Annotated in this window: 27 protein-coding genes and 2 tRNA genes; 10 read left to right on the top strand and 19 right to left on the bottom strand. The window is 59.9% G+C overall.

What is annotated here, in order from left to right; genetic code table 11:
• Positions 1 to 11: 11 nt before the first annotated feature.
• Positions 12 to 1,007, bottom strand: coding sequence for a hopanoid-associated sugar epimerase (hpnA, locus tag HK26_RS01630; RefSeq protein ID WP_086638186.1), 996 nt, complete (start codon positions 1,005 to 1,007; stop codon positions 12 to 14).
• Between the two features lie 215 nt (positions 1,008 to 1,222).
• Between hpnA and HK26_RS01625 the strand changes: the two genes are divergently transcribed.
• Both HK26_RS01625 and HK26_RS01620 read left to right on the top strand, forming a co-directional pair.
• Positions 1,223 to 2,293, top strand: coding sequence for a lysylphosphatidylglycerol synthase domain-containing protein (locus tag HK26_RS01625; protein WP_025827693.1), 1,071 nt, complete (start codon positions 1,223 to 1,225; stop codon positions 2,291 to 2,293).
• A 3-nt stretch (positions 2,294 to 2,296) separates the two neighbouring features.
• The gene (locus HK26_RS01620) at positions 2,297 to 3,196 is read left to right on the top strand and encodes a prephenate dehydrogenase/arogenate dehydrogenase family protein (protein WP_086638185.1); all 900 of its coding nucleotides are present in this window, start codon (positions 2,297 to 2,299) and stop codon (positions 3,194 to 3,196) included.
• 6 nt (positions 3,197 to 3,202) lie between these two features.
• Here the strand turns inward: HK26_RS01620 and HK26_RS01615 are convergent, their stop codons facing one another.
• From HK26_RS01615 to HK26_RS01605, 3 genes are all read right to left on the bottom strand, one after another.
• Entirely contained in the window at positions 3,203 to 3,937 is a 735-nt protein-coding gene (locus tag HK26_RS01615; protein ID WP_086638184.1) for a tetratricopeptide repeat protein, read from the bottom strand.
• A gap of 3 nt (positions 3,938 to 3,940) precedes the next feature.
• Entirely contained in the window at positions 3,941 to 4,066 is a 126-nt protein-coding gene (gene ykgO, locus HK26_RS01610; protein WP_003625637.1) for a type B 50S ribosomal protein L36, read from the bottom strand.
• Between the two features lie 169 nt (positions 4,067 to 4,235).
• A complete protein-coding gene (locus HK26_RS01605) occupies positions 4,236 to 5,165 on the bottom strand; it encodes a hydrogen peroxide-inducible genes activator (protein WP_086638183.1) in 930 nt (309 codons plus the stop codon).
• A 163-nt stretch (positions 5,166 to 5,328) separates the two neighbouring features.
• Here HK26_RS01605 and HK26_RS01600 point away from each other — a divergent pair, with 163 nt between their 5' ends.
• Both HK26_RS01600 and ahpD read left to right on the top strand, forming a co-directional pair.
• Positions 5,329 to 5,871, top strand: a complete 543-nt coding sequence (locus HK26_RS01600; protein WP_086638182.1) for a peroxiredoxin — start codon at positions 5,329 to 5,331, stop codon at positions 5,869 to 5,871.
• A 203-nt stretch (positions 5,872 to 6,074) separates the two neighbouring features.
• A complete protein-coding gene (gene ahpD / locus HK26_RS01595; RefSeq protein ID WP_025827687.1) occupies positions 6,075 to 6,602 on the top strand; it encodes an alkylhydroperoxidase, AhpD family in 528 nt (175 codons plus the stop codon).
• 131 nt (positions 6,603 to 6,733) lie between these two features.
• On the opposite strand, the gene HK26_RS01590 is transcribed toward ahpD, so the two are convergent.
• From HK26_RS01590 to ppa, 3 genes are all read right to left on the bottom strand, one after another.
• A tRNA-Asp gene (locus HK26_RS01590) sits at positions 6,734 to 6,810 on the bottom strand.
• Positions 6,811 to 6,969: 159 nt separating this feature from the next.
• Positions 6,970 to 7,797: a DODA-type extradiol aromatic ring-opening family dioxygenase gene (locus tag HK26_RS01585; protein ID WP_086638181.1), complete on the bottom strand. Its 828-nt coding sequence runs from the start codon at positions 7,795 to 7,797 to the stop codon at positions 6,970 to 6,972.
• Positions 7,798 to 7,979: 182 nt separating this feature from the next.
• The gene (gene ppa, locus HK26_RS01580; RefSeq protein WP_025827684.1) at positions 7,980 to 8,507 is read right to left on the bottom strand and encodes an inorganic diphosphatase; all 528 of its coding nucleotides are present in this window, start codon (positions 8,505 to 8,507) and stop codon (positions 7,980 to 7,982) included.
• 158 nt (positions 8,508 to 8,665) lie between these two features.
• Between ppa and HK26_RS01575 the strand changes: the two genes are divergently transcribed.
• From HK26_RS01575 to HK26_RS01565, 3 genes are all read left to right on the top strand, one after another.
• Positions 8,666 to 8,739, top strand: a tRNA-Ile gene (locus HK26_RS01575).
• 76 nt (positions 8,740 to 8,815) lie between these two features.
• Complete coding sequence (ettA, locus tag HK26_RS01570; protein WP_086638180.1) at positions 8,816 to 10,495, top strand: energy-dependent translational throttle protein EttA; 1,680 nt, start codon at positions 8,816 to 8,818, stop codon at positions 10,493 to 10,495.
• Between the two features lie 58 nt (positions 10,496 to 10,553).
• Positions 10,554 to 11,051 (top strand): GNAT family N-acetyltransferase, encoded by a 498-nt coding sequence (locus HK26_RS01565; protein ID WP_025827682.1) that lies wholly within the window; start codon positions 10,554 to 10,556, stop codon positions 11,049 to 11,051.
• Between the two features lie 56 nt (positions 11,052 to 11,107).
• On the opposite strand, the gene HK26_RS01560 is transcribed toward HK26_RS01565, so the two are convergent.
• From HK26_RS01560 to HK26_RS01550, 3 genes are all read right to left on the bottom strand, one after another.
• The gene (locus tag HK26_RS01560) at positions 11,108 to 11,731 is read right to left on the bottom strand and encodes an MlaC/ttg2D family ABC transporter substrate-binding protein (protein WP_025827680.1); all 624 of its coding nucleotides are present in this window, start codon (positions 11,729 to 11,731) and stop codon (positions 11,108 to 11,110) included.
• Between the two features lie 25 nt (positions 11,732 to 11,756).
• Positions 11,757 to 12,605: an MlaA family lipoprotein gene (locus HK26_RS01555; protein ID WP_086638179.1), complete on the bottom strand. Its 849-nt coding sequence runs from the start codon at positions 12,603 to 12,605 to the stop codon at positions 11,757 to 11,759.
• Between the two features lie 243 nt (positions 12,606 to 12,848).
• The gene (locus HK26_RS01550) at positions 12,849 to 13,676 is read right to left on the bottom strand and encodes a TerB family tellurite resistance protein (RefSeq protein WP_086638215.1); all 828 of its coding nucleotides are present in this window, start codon (positions 13,674 to 13,676) and stop codon (positions 12,849 to 12,851) included.
• 119 nt (positions 13,677 to 13,795) lie between these two features.
• Here HK26_RS01550 and HK26_RS01545 point away from each other — a divergent pair, with 119 nt between their 5' ends.
• Both HK26_RS01545 and HK26_RS01540 read left to right on the top strand, forming a co-directional pair.
• On the top strand, positions 13,796 to 14,743 hold the full coding sequence (locus tag HK26_RS01545; RefSeq protein WP_086638178.1) for a ketopantoate reductase family protein: 948 nt from the start codon (positions 13,796 to 13,798) through the stop codon (positions 14,741 to 14,743).
• 22 nt (positions 14,744 to 14,765) lie between these two features.
• Positions 14,766 to 15,638, top strand: coding sequence for a PhzF family phenazine biosynthesis protein (locus HK26_RS01540; protein ID WP_086638177.1), 873 nt, complete (start codon positions 14,766 to 14,768; stop codon positions 15,636 to 15,638).
• Here HK26_RS01540 and HK26_RS01535 read toward each other — a convergent pair.
• The 5 genes from HK26_RS01535 to HK26_RS13390 are packed head-to-tail and all read right to left on the bottom strand — an operon-like array spanning position 15,635 to position 19,471.
• Positions 15,635 to 15,883 (bottom strand): ribbon-helix-helix domain-containing protein, encoded by a 249-nt coding sequence (locus HK26_RS01535; RefSeq protein ID WP_086638176.1) that lies wholly within the window; start codon positions 15,881 to 15,883, stop codon positions 15,635 to 15,637. The genes HK26_RS01540 and HK26_RS01535 overlap by 4 nt on opposite strands.
• Complete coding sequence (queG, locus tag HK26_RS01530; RefSeq protein ID WP_086638175.1) at positions 15,880 to 16,986, bottom strand: tRNA epoxyqueuosine(34) reductase QueG; 1,107 nt, start codon at positions 16,984 to 16,986, stop codon at positions 15,880 to 15,882. Before queG ends, HK26_RS01535 begins: the two co-directional genes overlap by 4 nt.
• 45 nt (positions 16,987 to 17,031) lie before the next feature.
• Positions 17,032 to 18,192 (bottom strand): tRNA guanosine(34) transglycosylase Tgt, encoded by a 1,161-nt coding sequence (tgt, locus tag HK26_RS01525; protein ID WP_086638214.1) that lies wholly within the window; start codon positions 18,190 to 18,192, stop codon positions 17,032 to 17,034.
• A 43-nt stretch (positions 18,193 to 18,235) separates the two neighbouring features.
• Positions 18,236 to 19,297: a tRNA preQ1(34) S-adenosylmethionine ribosyltransferase-isomerase QueA gene (gene queA, locus HK26_RS01520; protein WP_086638174.1), complete on the bottom strand. Its 1,062-nt coding sequence runs from the start codon at positions 19,295 to 19,297 to the stop codon at positions 18,236 to 18,238.
• A 12-nt stretch (positions 19,298 to 19,309) separates the two neighbouring features.
• Positions 19,310 to 19,471, bottom strand: coding sequence for a hypothetical protein (locus HK26_RS13390; protein ID WP_159101983.1), 162 nt, complete (start codon positions 19,469 to 19,471; stop codon positions 19,310 to 19,312).
• On the opposite strand from HK26_RS13390, the gene HK26_RS01515 reads away from it, so the two are divergent.
• The gene (locus HK26_RS01515; RefSeq protein WP_086638173.1) at positions 19,470 to 19,682 is read left to right on the top strand and encodes a hypothetical protein; all 213 of its coding nucleotides are present in this window, start codon (positions 19,470 to 19,472) and stop codon (positions 19,680 to 19,682) included. The genes HK26_RS13390 and HK26_RS01515 overlap by 2 nt on opposite strands.
• 511 nt (positions 19,683 to 20,193) lie before the next feature.
• Here HK26_RS01515 and HK26_RS01510 read toward each other — a convergent pair.
• The 4 genes from HK26_RS01510 to HK26_RS01495 all read right to left on the bottom strand — a co-directional run bounded on the left by HK26_RS01510 (position 20,194) and on the right by HK26_RS01495 (position 23,624).
• Positions 20,194 to 20,943: a methylenetetrahydrofolate reductase gene (locus HK26_RS01510; protein ID WP_086638172.1), complete on the bottom strand. Its 750-nt coding sequence runs from the start codon at positions 20,941 to 20,943 to the stop codon at positions 20,194 to 20,196.
• Positions 20,940 to 21,848 carry a bifunctional methylenetetrahydrofolate dehydrogenase/methenyltetrahydrofolate cyclohydrolase gene (locus HK26_RS01505; protein ID WP_086638171.1) on the bottom strand — a complete coding sequence of 303 codons (909 nt, stop codon included), beginning with the start codon at positions 21,846 to 21,848 and terminating at the stop codon, positions 20,940 to 20,942. The genes HK26_RS01510 and HK26_RS01505 overlap by 4 nt, the downstream gene beginning before the upstream one ends.
• A gap of 135 nt (positions 21,849 to 21,983) precedes the next feature.
• Positions 21,984 to 23,144 (bottom strand): GNAT family N-acetyltransferase, encoded by a 1,161-nt coding sequence (locus tag HK26_RS01500; protein ID WP_086638170.1) that lies wholly within the window; start codon positions 23,142 to 23,144, stop codon positions 21,984 to 21,986.
• 18 nt (positions 23,145 to 23,162) lie between these two features.
• Positions 23,163 to 23,624, bottom strand: coding sequence for a RidA family protein (locus HK26_RS01495; protein ID WP_025827658.1), 462 nt, complete (start codon positions 23,622 to 23,624; stop codon positions 23,163 to 23,165).
• Positions 23,625 to 23,643: the final 19 nt, after the last annotated feature.

Raw genomic sequence — 23,643 nt, 5'->3', positions numbered from 1 at the left:
TGTGCCTTCCCTTATTTGAGCATGCCGTTGTTGCGGAACCACGTAATGGCATCCTCTACGGCCTGCCGTGCCGGGCGTGGTGCGTAGCCCAGTTCGTCCATGGCTTTTGCGGATGAGAAAAACATTTTCTTGCGGGACATGGCGAGCATCTCCCGTGTGACACGGGGCGAAAAGCCAAAGGCGCGGGACATCCACTCGGACACAACAGCTACCGGCCAGATGACCTCCTGCGGCAGGCTGATCTTGGGCGGGGGAACATGCGCGATCTGTGACACCATGGCAAACAGGTCACGCAGCAGATAGTTCTCTCCGCCCAGAATGTATTTTTCGCCAATTCTGCCGCGTTCAAGGGCTAGTGCGTGGCCTTCTGCCACATCATCCACATGCACGATGTTCACGCCCGTATCCACATAGGCGGGCATGCGCCCTGCGGCGCAGTCCAGAATCATCTGTCCTGTGGGGGTGGGTTTGATGTCGCGCGGGCCCACGGGGGTGGAGGGGTTTACAATCACCGCAGGCAGTTGCTGCTCACGCACAAGACGCAGGACTTCCTGCTCCGCGCGGTATTTGGAGCGTTTGTAAATGCCAATAACGGCATGTTCCTCTACAGGCGTGTTCTCGTCCGCTATGGAGCCGTCCCCGATCAGCCCAAGGGCGGCCACGGACGAGCAATAGACAATCCGCTCCACTCCGGCTTTCTGGGCGGCCAGCATCAGCAGGCGTGTGCCTTCCACGTTGGCGGTCATCATGGGGGCGGGGTCGGGTACCCACAGCCGGTAGTCGGCGGCAACATGGAAGACGTAGCGGCACCCTTCCACCGCACGCGCAAATGTGTCCGGGCGGGAAAGGTCCCCCTCCACCAGCTCGGCGGGAATGTCGGCAATGTTTCTACGGTCGCTGCCTTCGCGCACCATCAGGCGCAGGGAGTGCCCACGTTCGAGCAGTGTACGAGCTACGGCGGAACCGACAAAACCAGTTGCGCCGGTTACGAGCGTATGAGCAGTCATGGAGGGTGCGCTCCCGGTAGAGGGCTGAAAAAAAACAGGTGTTGGGTTTGGATCCCGAACGGCTGGTCTGTTTCTTTATCCTGACACCCGAGGTGGCGCCAGACCCCGTGGTAGTGTAAGGGGGCGGAACATTCACATATGCGCCCGGTCGGGTTTGCGCCACATCCATGGGGGTGGCGGAGCCAGTGGCGTAACAGGCGGACAGAGCTGAGGCCTTGAAGAAGCTTACGGTTTTTCTCACTTTTCTTGGGCTCGTGGTCGTTACGGCGGCAATGGCGTGGAGCGGTTTCGATTCCGTTTTGCGTGCTGTTATGCGCATTGGTCTGGGCGGCTTTCTGCTTATGGTATGCTGCCAGCTGGCCGTGGATGGCGTGCTGGGCATGGCATGGCATGCCGCGTTCCCTGAAATTGGATATGTGCGTCTGCTGCTTGCACGTATGGTGCGTGATGCGGCGGCGACCTGCCTGCCGTTCTCGCAGGTCGGGGGGATTGTCATTGGTATTCGTGCCACGTGCTCGGGCCATGGCATGCACCGTGCATCCGACCGCGAGGTAGAACTGCCCGAGGCGGCCTGCGCCAACCTTGTGGACATTACAACGGAGGTTATGGGGCAGGTGGCGTTTGTGCTGCTTGGTGTGGCCTGCCTTGTGGCGCACCAGCGCACCAGCCCGTTTGTGGTGCCGGTGGTGGGGGGCACACTGTTCCTGATCGCAGGGACGGCAGGCTTTATCTGGACACAGACACATGGGGGCAACCTGTTCCGCAAGTTTGGCGGCATGTTTACCCGCAGCCTTGCATCACAATGGCGGGACAGCATTCTGGCAGGTGCAGATAACCTGCAGGAGCGCATGGAGGCCGCGTGGAGCCGCCCATGGCATATCTGCCGTTCGGCCTCTTACCATCTGCTGGGCTGGCTGGGGGGCGCTGGCATGCTCTGGCTGACCGCGCGTTTTCTGGGGGCGCATCTGACCTTCTCCGGCGCTGTGGCGGTGGAGGGGGTGACCTGCGCCATTATGTCGGTCGGGTTTTTGGTCCCCGGTAGTCTGGGTGTGCAGGAAGGGGCCTATATGGCCATGGGCCATGCGTTTGGCATTGACCCTTCCCTGTCCCTCGGGATTTCGCTGCTGCGCCGTGGGCGGGAAATTATGATCGGTATTCCCGTGCTGCTGCTCTGGCAGTTCATGGAAATGCGGGGCCTGCGCCAGAGTGCGTCTGCCGAGCCTGCCCCGAGCAACGGTGAGGGTATGGGGTATTCCCCCTCCTCCAACGTGGTGAAGGATAGCTGAGCGGTGGCAGGTACAGACTCTGGCGTTGTGTTTGATACGCTTGTTGTTGTGGGGCCGGGGCTGATTGGCTCCTCCGTGCTCCGTCGCGCCAAAGAGTATGGCACACTAGCCCGCAGGCTTGTCGCGGTGGATAACAGTGCAGCCGTGTGTGCGCGGGTTATGGAACTCGGTCTGGCGGATGAGGCCACGACCGATGGTGTGGCCGCTGTGGCACAGGCCGACTGTGTTATGCTCTGCGTGCCCGTGGGGGCCATGGGTGCCGTTGCAGCCCAGCTTGTGCCAGCCATGAAGCCCGGCGCCGTGCTGACCGATGTCGGCTCCACCAAGGTTTCCGTGACCGAGGCCATAGCCCCCAGTCTGCGGGCGGATGTGCCCTATGTGCCTGCCCACCCCATGGCGGGAACCGAATTTTCCGGCCCGGATGCAGGGCTGGTGGACCTGTTTGAAAACCGCTGGTGCCTGCTGACCCCGCTGGAGGCCACAACGCCGCAGGCGCTACAGCAGATTCGCACGTTATGGACACGCTGTGGCGCCCGCCTGCGGGAGATGAGCCCCGCCCACCACGACCGCGTGTGCGCCATTGTCAGCCATCTGCCGCATCTACTGGCCTTTACCATCTGCGGTACGGCCGATGATCTGGCGGAGGAAACACGCTCGGAGGTGCTGGACCTCGCCGCTTCGGGGTTCCGTGATTTTACGCGTATTGCCGCCTCCGACCCCGTGATGTGGCGTGACATCTTTCTGGCAAACCGCGAGGCGCTGCTGGAAATGCTGGGGCGTTTTATGGAAGACGCACAGGCCATGGCCCGCGCCATCCGTTGGGGGGATGCGGAGTATATTGTCGATAAAATTGAACGCGGGCGTGAGATTCGTAAAAGCCTGATTGAGAACCGGCAGGCCTGAACCCGCTCAGGTCGGCTGACCAAAGGCCTTGAGACGGAGGGAATCGAGCCGCTTGCCGCTCTTGTCCAGCATGGGGTTAAGGGCTGTCGCCTTTTGCCACGCCTTGAGTGCGGCCTGACCATCGTTCAGGTGTTCTTCCACACTGGCGAGCAGGCTCCAGCTTTGTGCGTCCTCTGCATCGCGCGCCAGTGCTTCCCCAAGGTCAGCTACAGCTCCACGCAGATTGCCCGCTACAAGGCGCATCTGGGCCCGTGTGCGCCACAGGACTGCCTGATCGGGTTGCAGGGCCAGAGCATCGCCAACATCTTCCACCGCATCGTCCGGCTTTTCTGTCGCGAGGTCTTTTTCTGCCCGGCGGAGCAGGAGCTGCGTGGTGGGGGAAAGATGCGCGGCCCGCAGTGCCTCCAGCCTGCTTTGCAGGGTATGGGCATCATCAGGGGTCTGTGCCTGTGCCAGCAGCTTGACCAGCATGGCAATCTGCCCCGCTGTGGTGCCAGTGCCAGTGCCAGTGCCAGTGCCAGTGCCAGTGCCAGTGCCAGTGTGGACGGCGGGAGGCGCTGGTGTGGTGGTGGGGGCAGGTGGTGCAGCCGCCAGAGCATCTTCCCAAGTCAGGGGGAGAGCCGTGCTCAGCAGTGCAACAGACAGGCTATAAAACAGAAACCCGTTCCTTCGGTATCCGAGGGAACGGGTTTTGTGCATGATAGTCATGATAAGCTTGCCCGCAAGGGCGCGGCCAACCATCAATTAGCCCTGACGGGCCTTCATGCGGGGGTTCTTTTTGTTGATAACGTAAACCCGGCCACGACGACGCACCACACGGCAGTCTTTGTCGCGCACCTTGGCTGACTTCAGGCTATTTCTGATTTTCATGGCCCGTATTCTCCGCCGATGCTGCTCAATGCATGAATAAGTTGGCTCGGCACATACCGGCCCCGTGCGTCTGAGTCAATATTGCCCGCATTTATCGCGCGTTTTTCTTGCGGATTTTACGTTTTTGGGGCCTGTCAGTGAGCCAGATGCCTGTGATCTGGCCCGCTCTTCAGGCTGTGTGGGGGGCAAGGGTGCGCAGTGTGCCGGCCAGCGTGGTAAAATCCGCAGCACGGGGGGAGCGGGGGCGCCAGGCCAGGCCGATGGTGCGCCATGTAGCCCCCCCGGCCAGTGGGCGGGCAAGAATGGCACGGTTTTTAAGAATACCGTTCTCAATGGCCAGTGCGGGCATAATGGCGATTCCCAACCCCAGTTCAACCATTTCCGCCATGCTGTGGAGTGACATGGCGGTAAATGTGGGTTCGCTCTCCCCTTCCGAACCACTGCGGCTGGGGCTTTGGCGGCAGATGGCCAGTGTCTGCTCGCGCAGGCAGTGCCCGTCTTCCATCATCACCATGTTGTACTCGGACAGGCGCTCCGCAGGCACACTCTTCAACGCAGCAAAAGGGTGGTTGGTGGGCATGATGACGTAAAAGGGGTCCTGCCACAGGGGGTGGGTCTCTGTGCCGTCACACAGGCAGGGCATGGCCAGCACCAGCATGTCCAACTGCCCAAGGGAGAGTTTTTCCAGCAGATGCTCCGTTGTGTCTTCGGTCAGGGACAGGAGCAGGCGCGGAAAATGCTCATGCAGGATGCGGACGGTGCTGGGGATAAGGAACGGGCCAATCGTGGGAATGACCCCGAGTCGCAAGGGGCCGGTCAACGGGGTGCGGGCGGCTGCGGCCAACTGGGGCACGGCCTCCAGTGCCGCCAGAGCCTGCCGGGCCTTTAGCGCGATCTCATGCCCCAATGGGGTAAAAACCACTTTTTTACCCACCGTACGGTCCAGCAGGGGGGCATCAAGCTGGCGCTCAAGCGCCATGATCCCGGCAGAGAGGGTGGACTGGGTAACCGCGCAGACTGCCGCTGCACGGCCAAAATGGCGCAGTTCGGACAGGGCGATCAGGTAGCGCAGTTGCTGGGCGGAGGGGAGGGGAAGCATGACCAAGTCCTACCTGAAAACCAAGGTATGGGTAATCGATATACTCAATTGTTCCTATATAAAATTTTCATTGGATTAAATGAAAAAGGCGGCCCATACAGGTTTGCACCGCCTGACCAACTCAAGATGGTCAGGCACAGTGCCAGAAACAAGGAGCAAACATATGCTGACCGTTGGCGATAAGTTTCCCAGCTTTGATCTGACCGCCGTTCCGGGTGGGCCGGAAGGCCTGAAGGGCGAATTCGTTCAGATTTCCGACAAGACCGATGCCGGTAAGTGGAAAGTAGTGTTCTTCTGGCCGAAGGACTTCACCTTTGTCTGCCCGACCGAAATCGTGGCTTTTGGCAAACTGTCCAAAGACTTCGCAGACCGCGACGCAGTTGTGTATGGCGTGTCCATCGACAGCGAGTTCGTGCATCTGAACTGGCGTCTGCACCACGATGACCTGAAGGATCTGCCGATCCCGATGCTGGCCGACATCAAGCGCGAGCTGACAGAAGGCACGGGCGTTATGGCAAAGGACGCTGGCGTTGCCCTGCGCGCCACCTTTGTGGTCGACCCCCACGGCGTGATCCGTCATGTGTCCGTCAACGACCTGTCCGTTGGTCGTAACCCGCAGGAAATCCTGCGTATTCTGGACGGCCTGCAGAGCGATGAGCTGTGCCCGTGCAACTGGAAGAAGGGCGAAGACTTTATTAAAGTCTGAGTCTGATACTTCTCCCGGTCTGTGTTTGCGGGCCGGGGGTGGTCAGGCAGATCCATTGTGTGGTCTGCCTGACCGCCTGCACTGCTCTGTTCTGGTGGTTATGCCCACCTTCCGCCATCTGATGTGGCGGCCATGTGTTCCAGTTAACCATAATCTGGTCTGGCGCAGTTTTTCCCCCAAAAAAAATCGCGATGGAAAAAGTCATGTCCATAGATGCTCTCAAAGACCGTATTCCCGATTACGCCAAGGACCTGCGCCTCAATCTGGGGTCTCTGGCCAGTGACATCTCCCTGACCCCGCAGCAGCTTGGTGGTACGTTTGTGGCCTCGGCCCTTGCTGCGAGAAATGACGATGTCACGCGTGAGATTGTGGCTCAGTTCCGCGATGTCCTGTCCGAACAGGCGCTGACAGCCGCACAGTCCGCCAATGCCATTATGGGCATGAACAATATTTACTACCGCTTTGTGCATATGGCCGGTGGTGAGTATGCCAAAATGCCTGCCCAGCTCCGTATGAGCGTTATTGGCAACCCGGGTGTGGATAAAGCCGACTTTGAGCTGTGGTGTCTGGCTGTTTCCATTATCAATGGGTGTGACCTGTGCGTAACCAGCCACGAAAAAATCGTGCGTGATGCGCTAGGGGCCGCCGCTGTGCAGACTGCCGCCCGCATTGCAGCAACCGTGCATGCTGTTGCGGTAACACTGCAAGGTGCAGACGCATTGCAGGGCTAACGGTCAGTAAGACGTCAGGCGTAAGCGCAAACCGGTCGTTCTCGCGGCCGGTCAGGAGCGCGCATGTGGCTTGTGGTAAAAAAGGGGCGCTCGGCGCCACTTTCTGATTACGATAAGATTGTAAGGGAAAGTGGCGCGAGTGACGGGGCTCGAACCCGCGACCTCCGGCGTGACAGGCCGGCGCTCTAACCAACTGAGCTACACCCGCATTTTCGACGCTCAACCGTTGTGTGCGTCGGTATGTGGGGCTTTATAACGATGTTTTTTTCTTTGGCAACAGGCATTTCACAAAAAAATGCAAAGAAACGCATTTTTGCCAGTGCCGTGCTGCCCAAAGGGGCAAAAAACACCCGGCTAAGAGGCCGGGTTACCCAAAACGGTAGCCCGAGAGCGCTTTGCCCAGAACCGTATCGCTGTAGATCTGCTGGCCTTTATCCTGCCCGGCGGCTCCGGCAGCGATCATAAGGGGGAGCAGGTGCTCCTCACGCGGGTGGCACAGGCGCGCACCGGGGGCCTGTGCCCATTGCGTCAGCCTCAGGTTCCGCTCAGGCGGTGGGGCGCAGGCTGTGGCCGTCAGCCATGTATCAAACGCCTGTGCGGGCTGGTCGGTCACAGGGGAGCCGTTCATGAAGTGGCGCAGGTTATGGTAGCTCAGGCCGGTGCCCACAATCAGCACATTCTGCGCACGCAATGGGGCAAGTGCTGCACCAATGGCCAGATGCTCCGCCGGGTCCAGAGCCGTTTGCAGGGATAACTCCACCACGGGAATATCGGCGTGCGGAAAGGCGAGCATGAAGGGAATGAAGACCCCGTGGTCAAACCCGCGCTGTGGGTCTGCGGCGCTGGCAATCCCGGCGTTCTGGAGCAGGGTGCGTATGTGCCGCGCGACATCCGGGCTGCCCGGTGCGGGGTATTGCAGCGTATAGGTGTGGGGCGGAAAGCCGTAATAGTCGTATATCAGGTCTGGTGCGGCATTGGATGTGACCGTTACGGCCTGTTCCTCCCAATGGCCGGACACAACAACAATGGCATCCGGTTTTTGTGGAAGTATGTTACCAAGCCCGCGCAAAAAAGCGGCCATATGGTCCCATGTCTGGGGCCAGTCCATAAAAAAGCACGGCCCACCCCCATGCGGGATGAACAGGGTTGGCTGCTGGGGTCGGGCCGTTGTGGTGGAGAGGTCAGTGGCAGGCATGAACAGTCACCGTCAAAACATGTGTGTTTTAGAGTGTTGTTCAGAGCATGGCGTAAAACTGGCAGGCTGATAATCTGCAATGCTTGCAATATATCTCACACCTTGGGTGTGATTGCGGGGCAGCCTGCGGGCATGGTGGCGCAATGGGCCACCATGCCGTTCTGGTATAAGGCGCAGAAGCCTTATTTGGTTTTTGCGGCTTCCAGAGCCTTGAGGATGAAGGAGCCTGCTTCTTCCTTTGTGCCCCAGCCGGTCACTTTGACCCACTTGCCTTTTTCAAGGTCTTTGTAGCGGGTAAAAAAGTGCTCAATGGCCTTGACCGTAATTTCGGGCAGGTCCGCAATGGTTTCCACTTTGGAGAACTCGGGGTGCACCTTGTCGTGGGGGACGCAGATGATCTTTTCGTCCTGACCGGATTCGTCTTCCATCTTCAGCACGCCAATGGGGCGTGCGCGGATCACGCTGCCGGGTACGACGTTGGTGGGGGTCAGGACCAGCGCATCCGTGGGGTCGCCATCAGCAGCCAGCGTGTTGGGAATAAAGCCGTAAGCCGTCGGGTAGGCCATGGGCGTGAACAGAAAACGGTCAACGAACAGAGCGCCGCTTTCTTTGTCAATTTCGTATTTGACCGAGGAACCCTGCGGGATTTCAATCACGACATTGATGTCAAAGGGAACATCCTTGCCGGGAGAAAGTTTGGAAACGTCCATGAGCACTGCTCCAGCCAGTAAATAAGAGAGAATGTTCCAGACCCTATCCGCCCGTCCGCTGCTTGCCAAGGGCTGGAGTATAAACGGGCAATATATGGATTTTCCTGCCTCAGACCCTTGCCAAACCGCTCTGGTTGCGTAATCAGATACTCGCCTGCGCGCCCGTAGCTCAATTGGTTAGAGCGGGCCGCTCATAACGGCTTGGTTGCGGGTTCAAGTCCTGCCGGGCGCAGGCTGTTCCAGCCAGTCGCGCTGCCTGTGACCACTTCATTTTTTCAGTCTGTTCCGCATAACGGGGGTTCATCATCATGGCATCTTATCAATACGTCTATGTGATGAAGGATCTGACAAAGTCCTATCCCGGTGGGCGCGAAGTGTTCAAGGGGATTACCCTGTCCTTCGTGCCGGGTGCCAAGATCGGTATTCTGGGTGTGAACGGCGCGGGTAAGTCCACCCTGCTCAAGATCATGGCTGGACTCGATAAGGAATTCGGGGGCGAAGCCTGGGCGGCTGAAGGCGCGCGCGTTGGCTATCTGGAGCAGGAACCCCAACTGGACCCCAAGCTGACCGTGGGGGAAAACGTTGCTCTGGGCTTTGGTGAACTCAAAAAAGCGGTAGATCGTTTTAACGAAATTTCTGCCCGTTTTGCCGAACCCATGGAAGACGACGAAATGAACGCCCTGCTGGCCGAACAGGCCGAATTGCAGGAAAAAATTGATGCGGGTGACGGCTGGGAGCTGGACCGCAAGCTGGAGATCGCACTGGACGCCCTGCGCTGCCCACCTGCGGACAGTTCGGTAGAAAAACTGTCCGGGGGGGAGTGCCGCCGGGTCGCTCTGTGCCGCCTGCTGCTGGAAAAACCAGACCTTCTGCTGCTTGACGAACCGACCAACCATCTGGACGCAGAAAGCGTTGCATGGCTGGAAAAAACCCTGCGTGACTACGATGGCACGGTGATGGTCATTACCCATGACCGTTACTTCCTGGATAACGTGACCAACTGGATTTTGGAAATCGAGCGCGGTCGCGGCATCCCGTTCGAGGGCAATTATTCCTCCTGGCTGGAACAGAAGCGTAAGCGCCTGTCGCAGGAAGAAAAGGAAGAAAGTGCCCGCCAGCGTGCCCTTGCTGCCGAGCAGGAGTGGATTAACGCCAGCCCCAAGGCCCGCCAGAGCAAAAGCAAAGCCCGTATTGCCAAGTATGAGGAAATGCTGGCCGCAAGTGCCGAGCGTGTGGGCGGTGTGGCCGACATTGTTATCCCCCCCGGCCCGCGCCTTGGCGGTACGGTGATCGAGGCCGACAACCTGACCAAAGGGTTTGGGGACCGGCTGCTGATTGATAATCTGAACTTCAAGCTGCCACCGGGCGGCATTGTGGGTGTTATCGGGCCGAATGGTGCTGGTAAGTCCACGCTGTTCAAAATGATTATCGGGCAGGACAAACCCGATTCAGGTGAGTTGAAAATCGGTGAGACGGTCAAGCTCGGCTACGTTGACCAGTCGCGTGATGACCTGTCCCCCGATAAAACCGTGTGGGAAGAAATCTCGGGCGGGACGGATGTGATCTACTTGGGCAAGCGGGCTGTGCCGTCGCGCGCGTACGTAGGGGCCTTTAACTTCAAAGGGTCCGACCAGCAGAAAAAAGTTGGTGTGCTCTCGGGCGGGGAGCGCAACCGTGTGCATCTGGCTAAAATGCTTCGCCAGGAAAGCAACGTGATCCTGCTTGACGAACCGACCAACGATCTGGACGTGGATACGCTGCGCGCTCTGGAAGATGCTCTGGCCGAGTTTGCAGGCTGCGCCGTGGTTATCTCCCATGACCGCTGGTTCCTGGACCGTCTGGCTACGCATATTCTCGCGTTTGAAGGCGATTCCCACGTTGAGTGGTTTGAGGGTAACTTCCAGGCTTATGAAGAAGACAAACGCCGTCGTCTTGGCCCGGATGCAACCGAACCCGGACGTATCCATTACAAACCGCTTGCCCGTTAAGGGCATGCGGGCATGGGGGCTCCATCAGGGGGCCTTCCTCCGCTGCGGGGGCTGAGCAATGGATTTACGCTCGGTCAGAACACCACGCCTGCTCCTTAAACCCGTTACGTGGCGGGATATGGAGGATATGGTGCGCCTGAAGGCCGATGGCGGCGCTTTTGGCCAGATGCTGGGCGGGGTTTGCACCCGCCAGCAGGCAGAGCGCGAAATGGCAGATGACATTGCATTTTGGGCATGCCATCGCGTTGGTATTTTTACCATTCATGAAAATGGCCAGTTTGTGGGTATGACCGGCATCCATGACCGACCGGATGGTCGTGGGTTTGGTCTGCGCTTTGCTCTGTTTGCAAGCGCGCGCGGGCGCGGCATTGCGCGTGAGGCTGCCAATGCGGCATTGAACTTTGCGCATGATGCAGGCTTGCACAGGGTTATTGCCGTGGCGTCAGAGAGCAATGTGGCCTCCCGTACCATTCTGGGCAGTATTGGTATGCATGTCTGCGAGACATTTGCCAGAAACGGACAGACAATGATGGTGTACGAGAGCAAGCGCGCATAAAAAAAGCACCCTTTCGGGTGCTTTCTACCAGACTGACTGGTGCGTTTTTTATACGCTCAGTTGGCTGCCTGAGCGTGACGGTCCAACTGTTTTTGCAAGGCGACCAGCAGTGTGTCCACGCTGCCACCGTTACGGGCAATAAAGGAGGAGTAGTCGTTACGCTGGGTCAGGCGCAGGCTTGCCCCTTCACCGATCACGTCCACAACCTGTGGCTGCCCGTTGTCATAGCCAACAATCCACTGCATGGAGGCAGGGGGCTGCTGGGGGCGTGTGAGAATGGCGTTAACGGAATCTTCTCCACCCGATTTGGTCACATCCCCGATGGTAAAGCTTACGCCACGGTATTCACCAAGCTTGTCGGTAATGGCGTTGACCAGCACTTCGTGGAAGAGGGCCAGATAATGCTGCCGCTGTTCCGGGGTGGCAATTTTCCAGTAACGGCCAAGGCAGTAGCGACCAATGCCGTCAATATCCACGTTTTTCTGAACAAGAGGAAGCACTTTGGCTTTCTTTTCAGGCAGGGGCACGGGGCTGTTGACAATGGCAACAAGCTGGGTGCCAAAACCCTGAATGAACTGCTTGGCGTTATCCGCTGCACGGGCAGGCAGTGCAAACAGTCCGCTGGCGCATGTCAGGGCCAGAGTGGCAAGAACAATACGACGACCAGAAAGGAGTTTCATGTCTGCGCTACCTTCTTGTTGTTAGTTATTGATACCAGTCGGGCACGGTGGCGCGGTGGTCATTTTTAATGGCCTCGGCCTGTGCCTTGCGCTGCTGCTGGTATGCGCTGCGGATGGTGGCGTAGGGGTCCAGCGCATCGCGCTGCAGGGCATCCAGATCTTCCAGATGCTCGGAGCGACCGTGCACCACGCCCATCATATTGTAAGCCCAGTTAAAGCTGACAAGCCCGTAGCCACGCGGCACGTAATCCCATGGGGACAGGCCCTGATCAATGCCGTAGCCAATACCATCACGGAAGGAGGATGGCCCCATGGGCAGGAACAGGTAAGGACCGGAGGAAATACCCCAGTTGGCCATGGTCAGGCCTGCATCGTTGTCATGGTGCGGGAAGCCAGCCATTTTGGCCACGTCAATCAGTCCGCCCACACCTACGGTCATGTTGATGCACCAGCGCACGAACGAGTCCCCTGCACGGCGGGGTTTGCCGGCCCCGACGTCGTTAAAGAAGACGGAGGGTTCGTTCATGGTGGTAATCATGTTGCCGAGCGAGTTGCGTACCGGGCGCGGCACGGCCCACACATAGGCCTTGGCAGCTGGGCGGAGGGCCCATTTGTCAAACTTCATGGTCAGGTTGAACACCTTGCGGTTCAACGGCTCGTACGGGTCGTTTGCGGCCTTGTATTCGGCCAGGGCGTCCGGGTCTTTGGGAACGGGGGCTTTTATGGAGCTACACCCCGTTGTGCCGACCAGCACAAGACCAAGGCAGAGTGTTCCCAGACGGAAACGGCGATGTACCGAGGAACCTTCCCGCGTCTGATCGTTCTGATCCTGCGCGCGAGGGCGGAGCCGTGAGCCGTTCCGTCCTGAAATCATTGCCACCTTTACCTTTGCCTTGTGACGTCCGCATGGCCTGCCGGGCAGACCTGTTTATTGCTGCCTTCTCTACCATGAGAAACGCAGGGTGCAATGGCAGGGCTTCTCTGCGTAGAGGGCAGGGGACAAAATACAGCCCTTTGCATGTTGTCTTTTAGCCGGGAAGTCTAGGTTTTTGCAACTGCTGTTGCCAGAAAGTCGCACATCCTGCTCAGGATGTGATGGCAGGTTGGGACTCCGGTTTTACAGCCCGCGCTCACGCTTGATAATATCCCATGCCGCGTTGATTCTGGATATGCGGACGGAGGCAACCTGCACCTCTTCCGCGCTGGCATTGCGGGCGGCCAGAATGTCCGGGTGGTATTGCCGGACGAGTTTTTTCCAGTGCGTGCGCAACTCCTCGTTGGAGAGGGAGGCGCTGACCCCCATAACGGTGTAGGCGTCATCTTCCCCCATGCTGGCTCGGGCGCGGCCCTGTTCCGCCCGCTCCCACGCCCCGCGCCCCAGCCCGAACAGGGCATGCACGCGTTTGAGAAAGCGCAGCTCTTCAGGTGCCAGAGGTTCATCATCTGCCAGATCGGCGCGGGCAATGGCAAACAGGGTCCCCATCAGGTCTTCCAGCGGGGGTTTGTCCTTGCCGTAAGCCTGCCCGAGTTCACGGGCGAAGGCCTCGTAATCGTCGGTTCTTTGCCGGGCCATGTCAAACAGGCGGCCAATGTCGCGCATGTTCTCATCGGGCACACGGAAGCGGTTTTTAAAGGCGTTGATCTCCCGCCGGTTGACCGGTGCATCGCATTTGGCAAGCTTGGCGCACAGGATCACGCAGGTCAGCCCGTAAAGCTGGTCTTTTTTGCCCAATGTCGCGGCCAGTTTGGCGGCTACAAAGGCTGCGGCCCCGTTGGGGTCCGGGCGCGCACGGGCGGCCCAGCGGTCGCTCCAGCCAACAGCGGGCGGGTGCAGCAATGTGCCATTGTCCGCAGCATGGCCCAAAGCCGTGCCCAAAGCGGCACCGAGTGGCCCGCCAACGGCAAAGCCGGTCACTCCGCCAAATATTTTGCCCCAAATCGCCATAAACTCTTTTATCATGTTCTGGTGTTAAACCCTAGTGCGGGTAGGGGTAGCGCAAAAGCTGGGCAGCAATGTGCCCAAATCGTATTTGTGATGAACCGCGTAAAATGAAGAGAGAGGGTATGAGCACACACACAGCACCCGGACCTGCCCCTGCGCGGCCGACTGTCGCCCTGATCGGGGCTGGCGCGGTCGGGCTGGTTATGGCGGGTGCTCTTGCCCGTGCCGGGTGGGAGGTAAGGGTGTGCGGTGCGCGTGCCCCGTTTGCGCGGCTGGATGTAACCGAAGGCGCGGACACAACGGCATGTGCCGTCACACACGCGCACACTGCGGCCAATGTGGGGGCATGCACGCTGGCTATTGTGGCGGTCAAGGCGCACCAGACGGCGGATGTGGCGGGGTGGATTGCTGCGTTCAATCAACCGGGCAGGCGTATTCTGGTTGCCCAGAATGGTCTGGAACACCGTGCGCGCATTGCTGCATATGCGCCCGAGGCCAGTGCCGTGCCTGCCATTGTCTATTTTAACGCAGAGCGGTTGGCGCCGGGGCACACGGTCCTACGCCGAATCGGTGCGGTGGACATCTGCCTGCCCGCACAGGCAGATGTGCAGGATGTGGTACAGGCCCTGCAACAGGGCGGGCTGCGCACCCAGACCACGGCAGATATGACCACCATCGTATGGACCAAGCTGCTGGCCAACAGTGCCGCCAACCCATTGACGGCCCTGAGTGGCCGCACGACCGGGGTGCTGCACGACCCGGCCCTTGCTGCCAGTGCGCGCCAGATCATGGTCGAGGTGCTCCGTGTCGGGCAGGCGGAAGGTGCGGCGTTGACCGAGCAGCATGTGGACGAGAGCCTTGCATGGCTCCAGAGTGTGCCGCCGCAGAGCATGACCTCCATGCTACAGGACCGGCAGGCAGGGCGTCTTTTGGAGTATGACGCCATAACCGGCGCCATTGTACGCGCGGCTGAGCGGCATGGGCTGGATGTGCCTTTGAACCGTCTGCTTCTTGGCCTGCTGCGTGCGATCAGACCCACGCAGGGAGCGGGTCATTCTGGTCCTCGGTAAGGCGGTTGGAACGGGAAACCTTATGAAATACGCGTATAAAGTTGTGGATGTTTTTACCCAGACGTCTTTTGCCGGTAATCCGGTGGCTGTGGTGCTGGACGCTCAGGGGTTGGATACGCAGGCCATGCAGGCAATAGCCAGTTGGACCAACCTGTCTGAAACAACCTTTGTGCTGCCACCCCGGGCTGAGGGAGCAGACTACAGACTGCGTATTTTTACCCCCCGGAGCGAACTGCCCTTTGCAGGCCATCCCACACTGGGAAGTGCCCATGCCATACTGGAGGCAGGGCGCGCCACGCCACGGGATGGGCGGCTGGTGCAGGAATGTGGCGTTGGTCTTGTAGCACTACGGGTGGAGGGGAGTGGTGCTGAGCGTCATTTATATTTCTCTCTCCCCCCAGCAACACAGCAGGCTTTGAGTGCTGCGGATACAGAGGAGCTTGAGGCTATTCTGGGGGTGAGCGTGGACCGTGCAGCCGCCCCGTTGCGGGTTGATGTCGGGCCGGTGTGGGTTGTCGCCCGCGTGGTGGATGTGGCGCAGTTGCTCGCGCTTACGCCTGATTTCGGGCGGGCAAAAATATTTGAACAGCGCCTTGGTGTAACGGGGATCAGTGTGTTCGCCAATCATGCGCATACGCTGGCGGATATAGAGGTCCGCTCCTTTGCCGCATCGCAGGGAGTGAACGAGGACCCCGTGTGCGGCAGCGGTAATGGGAGTGTTGCTGTCTTTAGGCACACACATGGCCTGCTGCCACCCGGTCTGGTCCGGTACAATGCCACGCAGGGGCATTGCGTGGGGCGCGCGGGGCGGCTGGTGGTGTCGGTGGGGCCTGATGGCGCGGTGCAGGTCGGTGGGCAGTGTGTGACCACGGTTGAGGGTCGTCTGGCGGGCTAAGGGGATGGCGTGCGCATGTGTGTTTCCACCTGCTGCTCAAGCCATTCCAGCGCGCTGACCCGCAGGGCGGATGCAAGGGACTGGTCGGGCGCGCGCTGGGCGTCAACCTGAGTAACCAGTTGCACCAGCGTGATGTGCTGGTGAGCAATCATACGCTCAAGCACAGCCCAGAAGGCGGGTTCGAGCGCAACGCTGGTATCATGCCCGGCCAGAATCAGGCTACGCTTTCGTAAATGCCTGCTCATGTGGTGCGGCCTTCAAGCTGTTCAATGGCCCAGAGTGCGGCATCGCGTACGACCGGGTCGGGGTCCATGCTCAGGGTGTGGGCATGGGGCAGCAGGGCGGGCAGGCCAGAATTGCCAATGGCAATCAGCACATTGCGCACAAAGCGGTTGCGGCCGATGCGTTTGATGGGAGAGCCCGAAAACAGGGTTCTGAACGCGGGGTCATCCAGTTGGCTGAGTTCTGCCAGGTCCGGGGCGATAAGCTCTGCTCTGGGCTGGAGTTTGATGTGCTGGCTTGCCTTGGCAAACCTGTTCCATGGGCACACGGCCAGACAGTCATCGCACCCGTAAATATGCGTGCCCATTAGCGGTCGCAGCGCTACGGGAATGGGGCCTGCGTGCTCTATGGTCAGGTAGGAGATGCAGCGCCGCGCATCCATCTGGTAGGGGGCAGGAAAAGCCTGTGTGGGGCAGGCGCTCAGGCAGCGGCTGCAACTGCCACACCCCCCGCCAGATGGGGGGGAGGATGGCAGGGCGAGCGTTGTGTAGATTTCGCCTAAAAACAGCCAGCTCCCATGCTGGCGGGAGACAAGGTTGGTGTGTTTGCCAGCCCAGCCCAGTCCCGCTTTTTCTGCCAGAGGTTTTTCGGCCACAGGAGCGGTATCAACAAACACCTTGACCTCGGGGGCCGCAGTGGCCTGCCTGCCCTCACGCACAACAAACTGCGCCAGATGTTTGAGCATGCCCTTGACCACATCGTGGTAATCCCTGTGGCGGGCATAAACCGAAATATTGCCGCAGCCGGGCTTGTGCAATGTGGCCAGTGCATCCCCTTCCGGCGCGTAGGATGTGCCAAGGGCAATGACCGTGCGGGCATCGGGCCATAGGGCCGTGGGCTGGCTGCGTTGTTCCGCGCGGTCGGCCAGCCAGTTCATCTGCCCGTGGTATCCGTTTGCCAGAAAATCCTGCAACCGCAGGCGCACCTCGGGGCCAAGACTGGCCGGGCAGAAACCAATGGCGTCAAACCCCAACTCCAGCGCCTTGTTGCGTATGCGTTCGGCAAGGCGGTGCGTGGCTGGGTCCGCTGTGCCTGTTGCATGGGGCGGAGGGGAGGGGTTTGTCATGGTGGCAGGGCTGGCCCGGAGCGCATGGTGCGGTGTGCCTGCGCGCTACGGTATGGGGGGGATGAGGGGTTGTGGCATCTCATCTTCTGTCCAGTCCTGTGCTGCCCATTCTGCCCGCATGCGCGCCGCAGTGGCGTCCAGATTTTTGTCTACGATAGCCTGCCGGATCTGGCGCATGAGGCGCTGATAATAGGCAATATTATGCCATGTCAGCAGCATGGGGCCCAAAATCTCGTTCGCGCGGAACAGGTGGTGCAGATAGGCACGGCTATGGCGCGTGCAGGCCAGACAGTCGCAATGGGGGGAAATGGGGCGCGCGTCCGTGGCATGGCGGGCGTTGCGCAGGTTGAGTGTTCCCCGCTCGGTATAGGCGCGGGCGGTGCGACCTGCGCGGGTGGGCATGACGCAGTCAAACATGTCCACACCGCGTTGCACACTGCCGAGCAGGTCGTCCGGGGTGCCAACCCCCATAAGGTAACGGGGCTTGTCGGTGGGCATGATGGGGGTGGTGCTGTCCAGCGTTGCGAACATGAGCTCCTGCCCCTCGCCCACAGCCAGCCCGCCAATGGCGTAGCCTTCAAACCCGATGTCGGTCAGGGCTTTTACACTTTCTGCCCGCAGGTCGGTTTCTGTCCCGCCTTGCACAATGCCAAACTGGCCGTAACCCGTGCGCTGCACGTAAGCCTCGCGCGAGCGGGCGGCCCAGCGCATGGACAGGCGCATGGAGGCGGCAATGGCCTCTGGCGGGGCGGGGAGTGCGGGGCACTCGTCAAAACACATGGTAATGGTGGCGTCCAGATCATGCTGGATGCCTGTCGAGCTTTCAGGCGTCAGCCGGTGTTCGGAGCCGTCAATATGGGAGCGGAAGGTCACACCGTCCTGATCCAGCCGTCGCAGGGCCCCCAGCGACATGACCTGAAAGCCCCCCGAATCGGTCAGGATCGGGCCGGACCAGTCCATAAATCGGTGCAGCCCGCCAAGTGCGCGTACCCGTGCCGCGCCGGGGCGGAGCATCAGGTGGTAGGTGTTGCCCAGCACAATGCCTGCTCCGGTGGAGCGCACGGCATCCATGGTCATGGCCTTGACGGTTCCAACCGTGCCTACGGGCATAAAGGTGGGCGTGGCCACGGGGCCGTGGGCTGTGTGCAGCATGCCCGCACGGGCTGCGCCATCAGTACTTTCACAGGTCCAGTGGAAACGGCTCATGGAGTGGTCCTTGTGGGAGAATGACGGGTTGGGGGAGGAAGGCTCAGCGGTCATGAAGACTGCTTGCACACTGGAGCAGGCAGGCATCACCATAAGAATAAAAGCGGTACCCGGTATTAAGCGCATGAGCGTAAACCGCTTTTGCGCGCTCCTGTCCGGCAAAGGCGCAGACCAGCATGAACAGGGTCGAGCGTGGCAGGTGGAAGTTGGTCATCAGCACATCCACTGCCCGGAAACGGTAGCCAGGGCGGATGAAGATCGCGGTCTCCCCCTCAAACGGGTGCACAATGCCATGCTCATCCGCGGCACTTTCCAAAAGGCGCAGGGTGGTGGTGCCTATGGCAATAATCCGCCCCCCTGCCGCCCGTGTGGCGTTAATGCGCTCGGCGGTCTGGGGGGTGATAACCCCGTGCTCGGAGTGCATGTGGTGGTGTGCAATATCGTCCGCACGCACGGGCAGGAATGTGCCAGCCCCCACATGCAGCGTTAATGTGCAGCGCTGGGCACCTGTTGCATCGACTGCGGCCAGTAGTTCGGGCGTAAAATGTAGCCCGGCGGTGGGGGCGGCCACGGCACCTTTGTAGCGTTCAAAAATGGTGGCGTAGTCTTTGCTGTCCTGCGCCGTGGGGCCGTTGGGGCGGTGGATGTAAGGGGGCAGGGCCAGAGCACCCGCAGCCTGCAAGAACGCGTCAAACGCATCTCCCTCGCACGAAAAGCGCAGGTTTGCTCCCCCGCCGGGTTCCAGCGCCATGACCTGAGCCGTCTGGTCAGAATGGGGGAAGGTCAGCGTGTCTCCCACTTTCAGGCGGCGGGCATTGCGTACCAGAACGTGCCATGTGCCATCGGGGCGGATCTGGTCAAGGGTAATGCCAATTCTGGCTTCGCCGCGCAGGGCATGGAGCTGGGCGCGGATGACTGCCGTATTGTTGGCAACCAGCAGGTCCCCCTTGCGCAGGAGCTGAGGCAGGTCGCGCACATGGCGGTCTACCAGCGTATGCGGAGATGTGGCGTCCAGCAGGCGCGCGGCCTCGCGCGGGCGGGCGGGTTCCTGCGCGATCAGGGCTTCGGGGAGGTGGAAGTCAAAATCTTCGGTGCGGTTGCTCATGGTGTGCCGGGTTTACGCAATAGGGGAGCGCAATGCCAGAGGGAAAGGGAAGGCAGCCTCCACATCACGGGGCTTGCGTATATGGCCTGACAGGGCCAGTTTTGGTTTGAAATGGCCAGACAGTTCCCTGTTTGTCCATGAGTTTACATCCATAATAAGGAGACGACCCGGCATGTCCTATGCTCTGCTTGATGCGGCCCGCGTGGCCAAGGCCTCCGGTGTTTCGCTTGGTGTTCTCAAAACCAGTGCCGAAACATCAGAAACCCATGTGCGCAAGGTTGTCATGATCGAACGGATTGAGGCACTGGCGAACGCCGCCGCCGATTCCGGTGAGCGTGTGACCCTGACGTCCGAAGAGTTCTGGCTGATCAGCAAGAACTGGTAAGGGTATGGCCCCATTGTTGTCTGAGCCGTGTATTGAGCGGTCAGGGCGCTGTGGGGCTTACTCCCCTTGATACGGCAAATGTATTGGCGCGCGCGTTTGGTGTGCCAGATGCCCCTGATGCTATTGCAGAAGTCTTGGCAATATCTGGGGCCAAGCGATATTCCATTGCAGGCTGATGGAGATATAGCGGGTTTTGTACCCGTGATGATAAAGGATGCGGAGGCACCGCTCCTTGTTGCAAGTGTTTAAGGATGATGGTGTGCACACGGCAGAATATGTTGGTATGAGATAACTCTATTCTTTGCTTGCTTTACGTTTGTGCAGTCGCGTCTGTCTGGCAAAGGTGCCGGTGCTCGGGGCTAGCGGGTGGCATACTGGTCATCGGGATGTTCCAAGATGATAGTATTCGCACCCGCTATTAAAAACACCTGTAGAGAAGCAAGTTTTTCACCTGTTCAGAGTAGTCCAGCCTTCCCTCCCACCTCCGCTCTGGAGATGAAAGGATGCAGGCTCAGGACGCCGCTTCAAGCAGGGCGGGCAGGTATTGTTCCAGCTTGATGCGTACAGGCATCAGATAGGCGCTAGCCTGATCGCGTGCCAGTTCGCGCAGAACCCTTTGTGCAAAGGCAATGTTTGATTCAAGCGTTGTGGAAAAATCCTTGGGGAAGACAATGTGGTTTGTGGTCTCCCAGTAAGAGCGGGAGCGCGGACCAATAACGGGAGAAAGACCCCAGAATACATCTTCGCCCTGCAACCACTCGCGGCACAGGTCAAACAGCTTGTAGTCAAATACAGGCTGGGTGAAAAAACCGCTGGCTCCCGCTTCTTTTTTGCGGGCGATATCTTCCAGCTCTTTCCACGGTGCGCGGCGGTAGGGGTCGAATGCTGCGTAGATTTTAAGGTGTGGCGCTTCCCTGCGGTAGCGGCGGATAATGCTTTCCGTGCTGTTGGGGTATGTGCGCATGGACAGGTCGGCTGGGGGGTCTCCATGCACGACCAGAATTTCCTCCAGCCCTTCCTGCGCGGCGCCGGGCAGGGGGGCGTCGGGTGCAATGTCTATGGCGCGGATGTGCGGTATAACGTGGGGGAAGGTCGGGCGCAGCAGGGCCGCTGCATCCCAGCTCCGTAGGGGAAAGCGCATCAGGTCGGGGATGTTGAGCGTATCTGCCACGGGGAAAACGGTTTTAACCGTTTCCACATCCTGTGCCAAAGATTCGGCCGAGCGGGGGATCAGTTCAACGCACAGGCGGTTCAGGCTCATTCGGCTTGCCCCCTGATCTGCATCTGCGCGGCTGTGAGTGTGTTCTTGAGCAGGCAGGCAATGGTCATGGGGCCAACACCGCCCGGTACGGGGGTAATGCGCCCGGCAACCTGAACAGCCTCGTCAAACGCCACGTCGCCGACAAGGCGGGTTTTGCCGTTTGCTGTCTGGGTGCGGGTAATGCCCACATCAATGACCGTAGCGCCGGGTTTGATCCAGCTTCCCCGGACCAGCTCGCGGCAGCCGGTGGCTACAACCAGAATATCGGCCTCGCGGGCAAGGGCTGCGGTGTCGCGCGTGTGAATATGGGCAATGCTGACCGTGCAGCCTTCGCCCAGCAGCAGCAGCGCCATGGGTTTGCCCACAAGGTTGGAAGCACCAATAACCACGGCGTGCTTGCCCTTCATATCCCCAAGCTGGTCGCGTAGCAGCAGCAGGCACCCAAGCGGGGTGCAGGGCACAATACCGGGCAATTCAACCGCAAGGCGGCCTGCGTTGACCTCGCCCAGACCATCCACATCCTTGTCAGGGGCAATGGCGTTGGTAATACGGCGTGCATCCAGCCCTTTGGGGAGGGGGAGCTGCACCAGAATACCATGAATTTCCGGGTCATTGTTCAGCCGCCCGATCAGGGTCAGCAACTCGGTCTCTGACGTGGTCTCGGGGAGCATGTGCATGAAGGAGCGCATGCCTGCATGGTGTGTCTGAATAGCCTTGTTTTTGACGTACACCTCGCTTGCCGGGTCGTTGCCCACCAGAATGACGGCCAGTCCGGGGGTTACGCCATGCTGGTCGTGGAAGGCCAGAACATCCTCACGGATCTGCTGGCGCAATGTTGCGGCAAAGGCCTTGCCATCGATCAGGGTTGCCTGATGCTCGGAGGGGAGGGAGGAGGATGTGCTCATCAGTTCTGTGCCGGTCCGGTCGCGTAAACAGGTGGGAAAAGATCACGCGGGCATACGCAAAAAAACGCGTGTCGACAATCTCTGGCCCCAGACGTTCCGGTTTGTGACGTTGGCGTGTGGGGCTGATGTGCGGGGTTACAGCGCATCGGGGGCGCTGTCCTGCCTGTAGGGGGTCAGTGCGCTCAGGCTCTGGGCTTCGGCCAGTATGGCGGGGCGTTCCGCGTGCAAAAAACTTTCAACGGCTTCACGTAGGGCCGGGTTTTGCAGCCAGTGGGCGGAGTGGGTGAGGGTGGGCTGGTAGCCACGCTGGATTTTGTGTTCGCCCTGAGCGCCTGCCTCCACACGTTGCAGGCCGTGGGCTATGGCAAAATCTATGGCGCGGTAATAGCAGAGCTCAAAATGTAGAAAAGGCCAGTTGCCCACACAGCCCCAGTTACGGCCGTAAAGGGTGTTAGTGCCCATAAGGTTGAGTGCTGCGGCAACGGGTGTTTGTCCGTTGCGGGCGATCATAAGCACCACCCGCTCCCCCAGACGCTGCGCCATAAGGGGGAAAAACTCGGCGCTCAGGTAAGCGCTGCCCCATTTGCGGTCGATCGTATTGCGGTAAAATGCGTAAAAGGCCTGCCAGTCCGCCGGTGTTATGTCAGACCCTTGCAGGATTTCAAATGTCAGGCCCGCGGCATTGGCGTCCCGCCGTTCCCGCTTGATGCTTTTGCGTTTACGTGCAGACAGCGTGGACAAAAAATCGTCGAATGTTGCGTAACCTCTGTTGTGCCAGTGGTATTGCAGACCAAGGCGGGGTAGCCAGCCCTGCTGGTGCAGCACCGTACTTTCTGCCTCGGTGCAGAAGGTGATATGGGCGGAGGACAGGCCGGTATCCGCACAGATCTGGCGGAGCGCATCGGCCATGACAGCGGCTGTCTCGGGTGGGGCGTTGGGGTGGCACAGCAGCCTTGGGCCGGGGGCTGGGGTAAAGGGTACGGCAATCTGGAGCTTGGGGTAGTAGCGCCCCCCCGCCGCCTCAAACGCGCGGGCCCAGCCCTGATCGAACACATACTCACCCCATGAATGGCTTTTGAGGTAAGCAGGGCAGACTGCGGCCAGTTGCCCGTCTGGGCTATGCAGGCTGACATGGCGGGGGATCCACCCGCTTGTGCGCCCGGTGGAGCCACTGTCTTCCAGTGCGCTTAGAAAATCATGGCTGACAAATGGGTTGTCCGGCCCTGCACATTGCGCCCAATCCTTTGCTGGAATGTTGTGAATGCGGTCATGCAGGGCAACGGACCAGTCAGCCATCAGGTTTTGTCCACGCGGTCAGGCGATTTCAAACAGACCTTCCACTTCCACCGGCGCGTCCAGCGGCAGGGAGGGTACACCAACGGTCGAGCGGGCATGGCGCCCTGCATCCCCAAAGACGGCAACCGCCAGATCGGATGCCCCGTTCATGACCGAGGCATGGGCCGTAAAGTCGGGTGTGCAGGCAATAAAGCCACCCAGACGCACCACGCGCTTAACCCGGGCAAGGTCGCCCACCGCAGCCTGAACCTGTGCGATCACGTTGATCATGCTGTAACGCGCGGCTTCTACGGCTGTGTCCACATCCACTGTGCCACCCAGCTTGCCGGTCGCGAACAGCTTGCCATTGTGCAGCGGCAACTGGCCGGACACGACCAGCAGCGAACCAGTTTGCACACAGGCGACATAGTTTGCCACGGGGGCTGCGGGTGTGGGCAGGTCAATACCCAGTTCGGCCAGACGGGATTGGGGAGTGCTCATCGCGTTGTGTTCCGTTCCT

Source organism: Acetobacter okinawensis, from assembly GCF_002153655.1.
Lineage (GTDB): Bacteria > Pseudomonadota > Alphaproteobacteria > Acetobacterales > Acetobacteraceae > Acetobacter > Acetobacter okinawensis_A.
Note: the sequence above shows the minus strand (reverse complement) of the source record. Positions and strands in the feature narration are given on the sequence as shown.

Bases quoted from the DNA above. Each gene is read 5' to 3' on its own strand.
- hpnA (WP_086638186.1), bottom strand. From the start codon at position 1,007: ATGACTGCTCATACGCTCGTAACCGGCGCAACTGGTTTTGTCGGTTCC.
- HK26_RS01615 (WP_086638184.1), bottom strand. From the start codon at position 3,937: ATGGTTGGCCGCGCCCTTGCGGGCAAGCTTATCATGACTATCATGCAC.
- ykgO (WP_003625637.1), bottom strand. From the start codon at position 4,066: ATGAAAATCAGAAATAGCCTGAAGTCAGCCAAGGTGCGCGACAAAGAC.
- HK26_RS01605 (WP_086638183.1), bottom strand. From the start codon at position 5,165: ATGCTTCCCCTCCCCTCCGCCCAGCAACTGCGCTACCTGATCGCCCTG.
- HK26_RS01600 (WP_086638182.1), top strand. From the start codon at position 5,329: ATGCTGACCGTTGGCGATAAGTTTCCCAGCTTTGATCTGACCGCCGTT.
- ahpD (WP_025827687.1), top strand. From the start codon at position 6,075: ATGTCCATAGATGCTCTCAAAGACCGTATTCCCGATTACGCCAAGGAC.
- HK26_RS01585 (WP_086638181.1), bottom strand. From the start codon at position 7,797: ATGCCTGCCACTGACCTCTCCACCACAACGGCCCGACCCCAGCAGCCA.
- ppa (WP_025827684.1), bottom strand. From the start codon at position 8,507: ATGGACGTTTCCAAACTTTCTCCCGGCAAGGATGTTCCCTTTGACATC.
- ettA (WP_086638180.1), top strand. From the start codon at position 8,816: ATGGCATCTTATCAATACGTCTATGTGATGAAGGATCTGACAAAGTCC.
- HK26_RS01565 (WP_025827682.1), top strand. From the start codon at position 10,554: ATGGATTTACGCTCGGTCAGAACACCACGCCTGCTCCTTAAACCCGTT.
- HK26_RS01560 (WP_025827680.1), bottom strand. From the start codon at position 11,731: ATGAAACTCCTTTCTGGTCGTCGTATTGTTCTTGCCACTCTGGCCCTG.
- HK26_RS01555 (WP_086638179.1), bottom strand. From the start codon at position 12,605: ATGATTTCAGGACGGAACGGCTCACGGCTCCGCCCTCGCGCGCAGGAT.
- HK26_RS01550 (WP_086638215.1), bottom strand. From the start codon at position 13,676: ATGGCGATTTGGGGCAAAATATTTGGCGGAGTGACCGGCTTTGCCGTT.
- HK26_RS01545 (WP_086638178.1), top strand. From the start codon at position 13,796: ATGAGCACACACACAGCACCCGGACCTGCCCCTGCGCGGCCGACTGTC.
- HK26_RS01540 (WP_086638177.1), top strand. From the start codon at position 14,766: ATGAAATACGCGTATAAAGTTGTGGATGTTTTTACCCAGACGTCTTTT.
- HK26_RS01535 (WP_086638176.1), bottom strand. From the start codon at position 15,883: ATGAGCAGGCATTTACGAAAGCGTAGCCTGATTCTGGCCGGGCATGAT.
- queG (WP_086638175.1), bottom strand. From the start codon at position 16,986: ATGACAAACCCCTCCCCTCCGCCCCATGCAACAGGCACAGCGGACCCA.
- tgt (WP_086638214.1), bottom strand. From the start codon at position 18,192: ATGAGCCGTTTCCACTGGACCTGTGAAAGTACTGATGGCGCAGCCCGT.
- queA (WP_086638174.1), bottom strand. From the start codon at position 19,297: ATGAGCAACCGCACCGAAGATTTTGACTTCCACCTCCCCGAAGCCCTG.
- HK26_RS01515 (WP_086638173.1), top strand. From the start codon at position 19,470: ATGTCCTATGCTCTGCTTGATGCGGCCCGCGTGGCCAAGGCCTCCGGT.
- HK26_RS13390 (WP_159101983.1), bottom strand. From the start codon at position 19,471: ATGCCGGGTCGTCTCCTTATTATGGATGTAAACTCATGGACAAACAGG.
- HK26_RS01510 (WP_086638172.1), bottom strand. From the start codon at position 20,943: ATGAGCCTGAACCGCCTGTGCGTTGAACTGATCCCCCGCTCGGCCGAA.
- HK26_RS01505 (WP_086638171.1), bottom strand. From the start codon at position 21,848: ATGAGCACATCCTCCTCCCTCCCCTCCGAGCATCAGGCAACCCTGATC.
- HK26_RS01500 (WP_086638170.1), bottom strand. From the start codon at position 23,144: ATGGCTGACTGGTCCGTTGCCCTGCATGACCGCATTCACAACATTCCA.
- HK26_RS01495 (WP_025827658.1), bottom strand. From the start codon at position 23,624: ATGAGCACTCCCCAATCCCGTCTGGCCGAACTGGGTATTGACCTGCCC.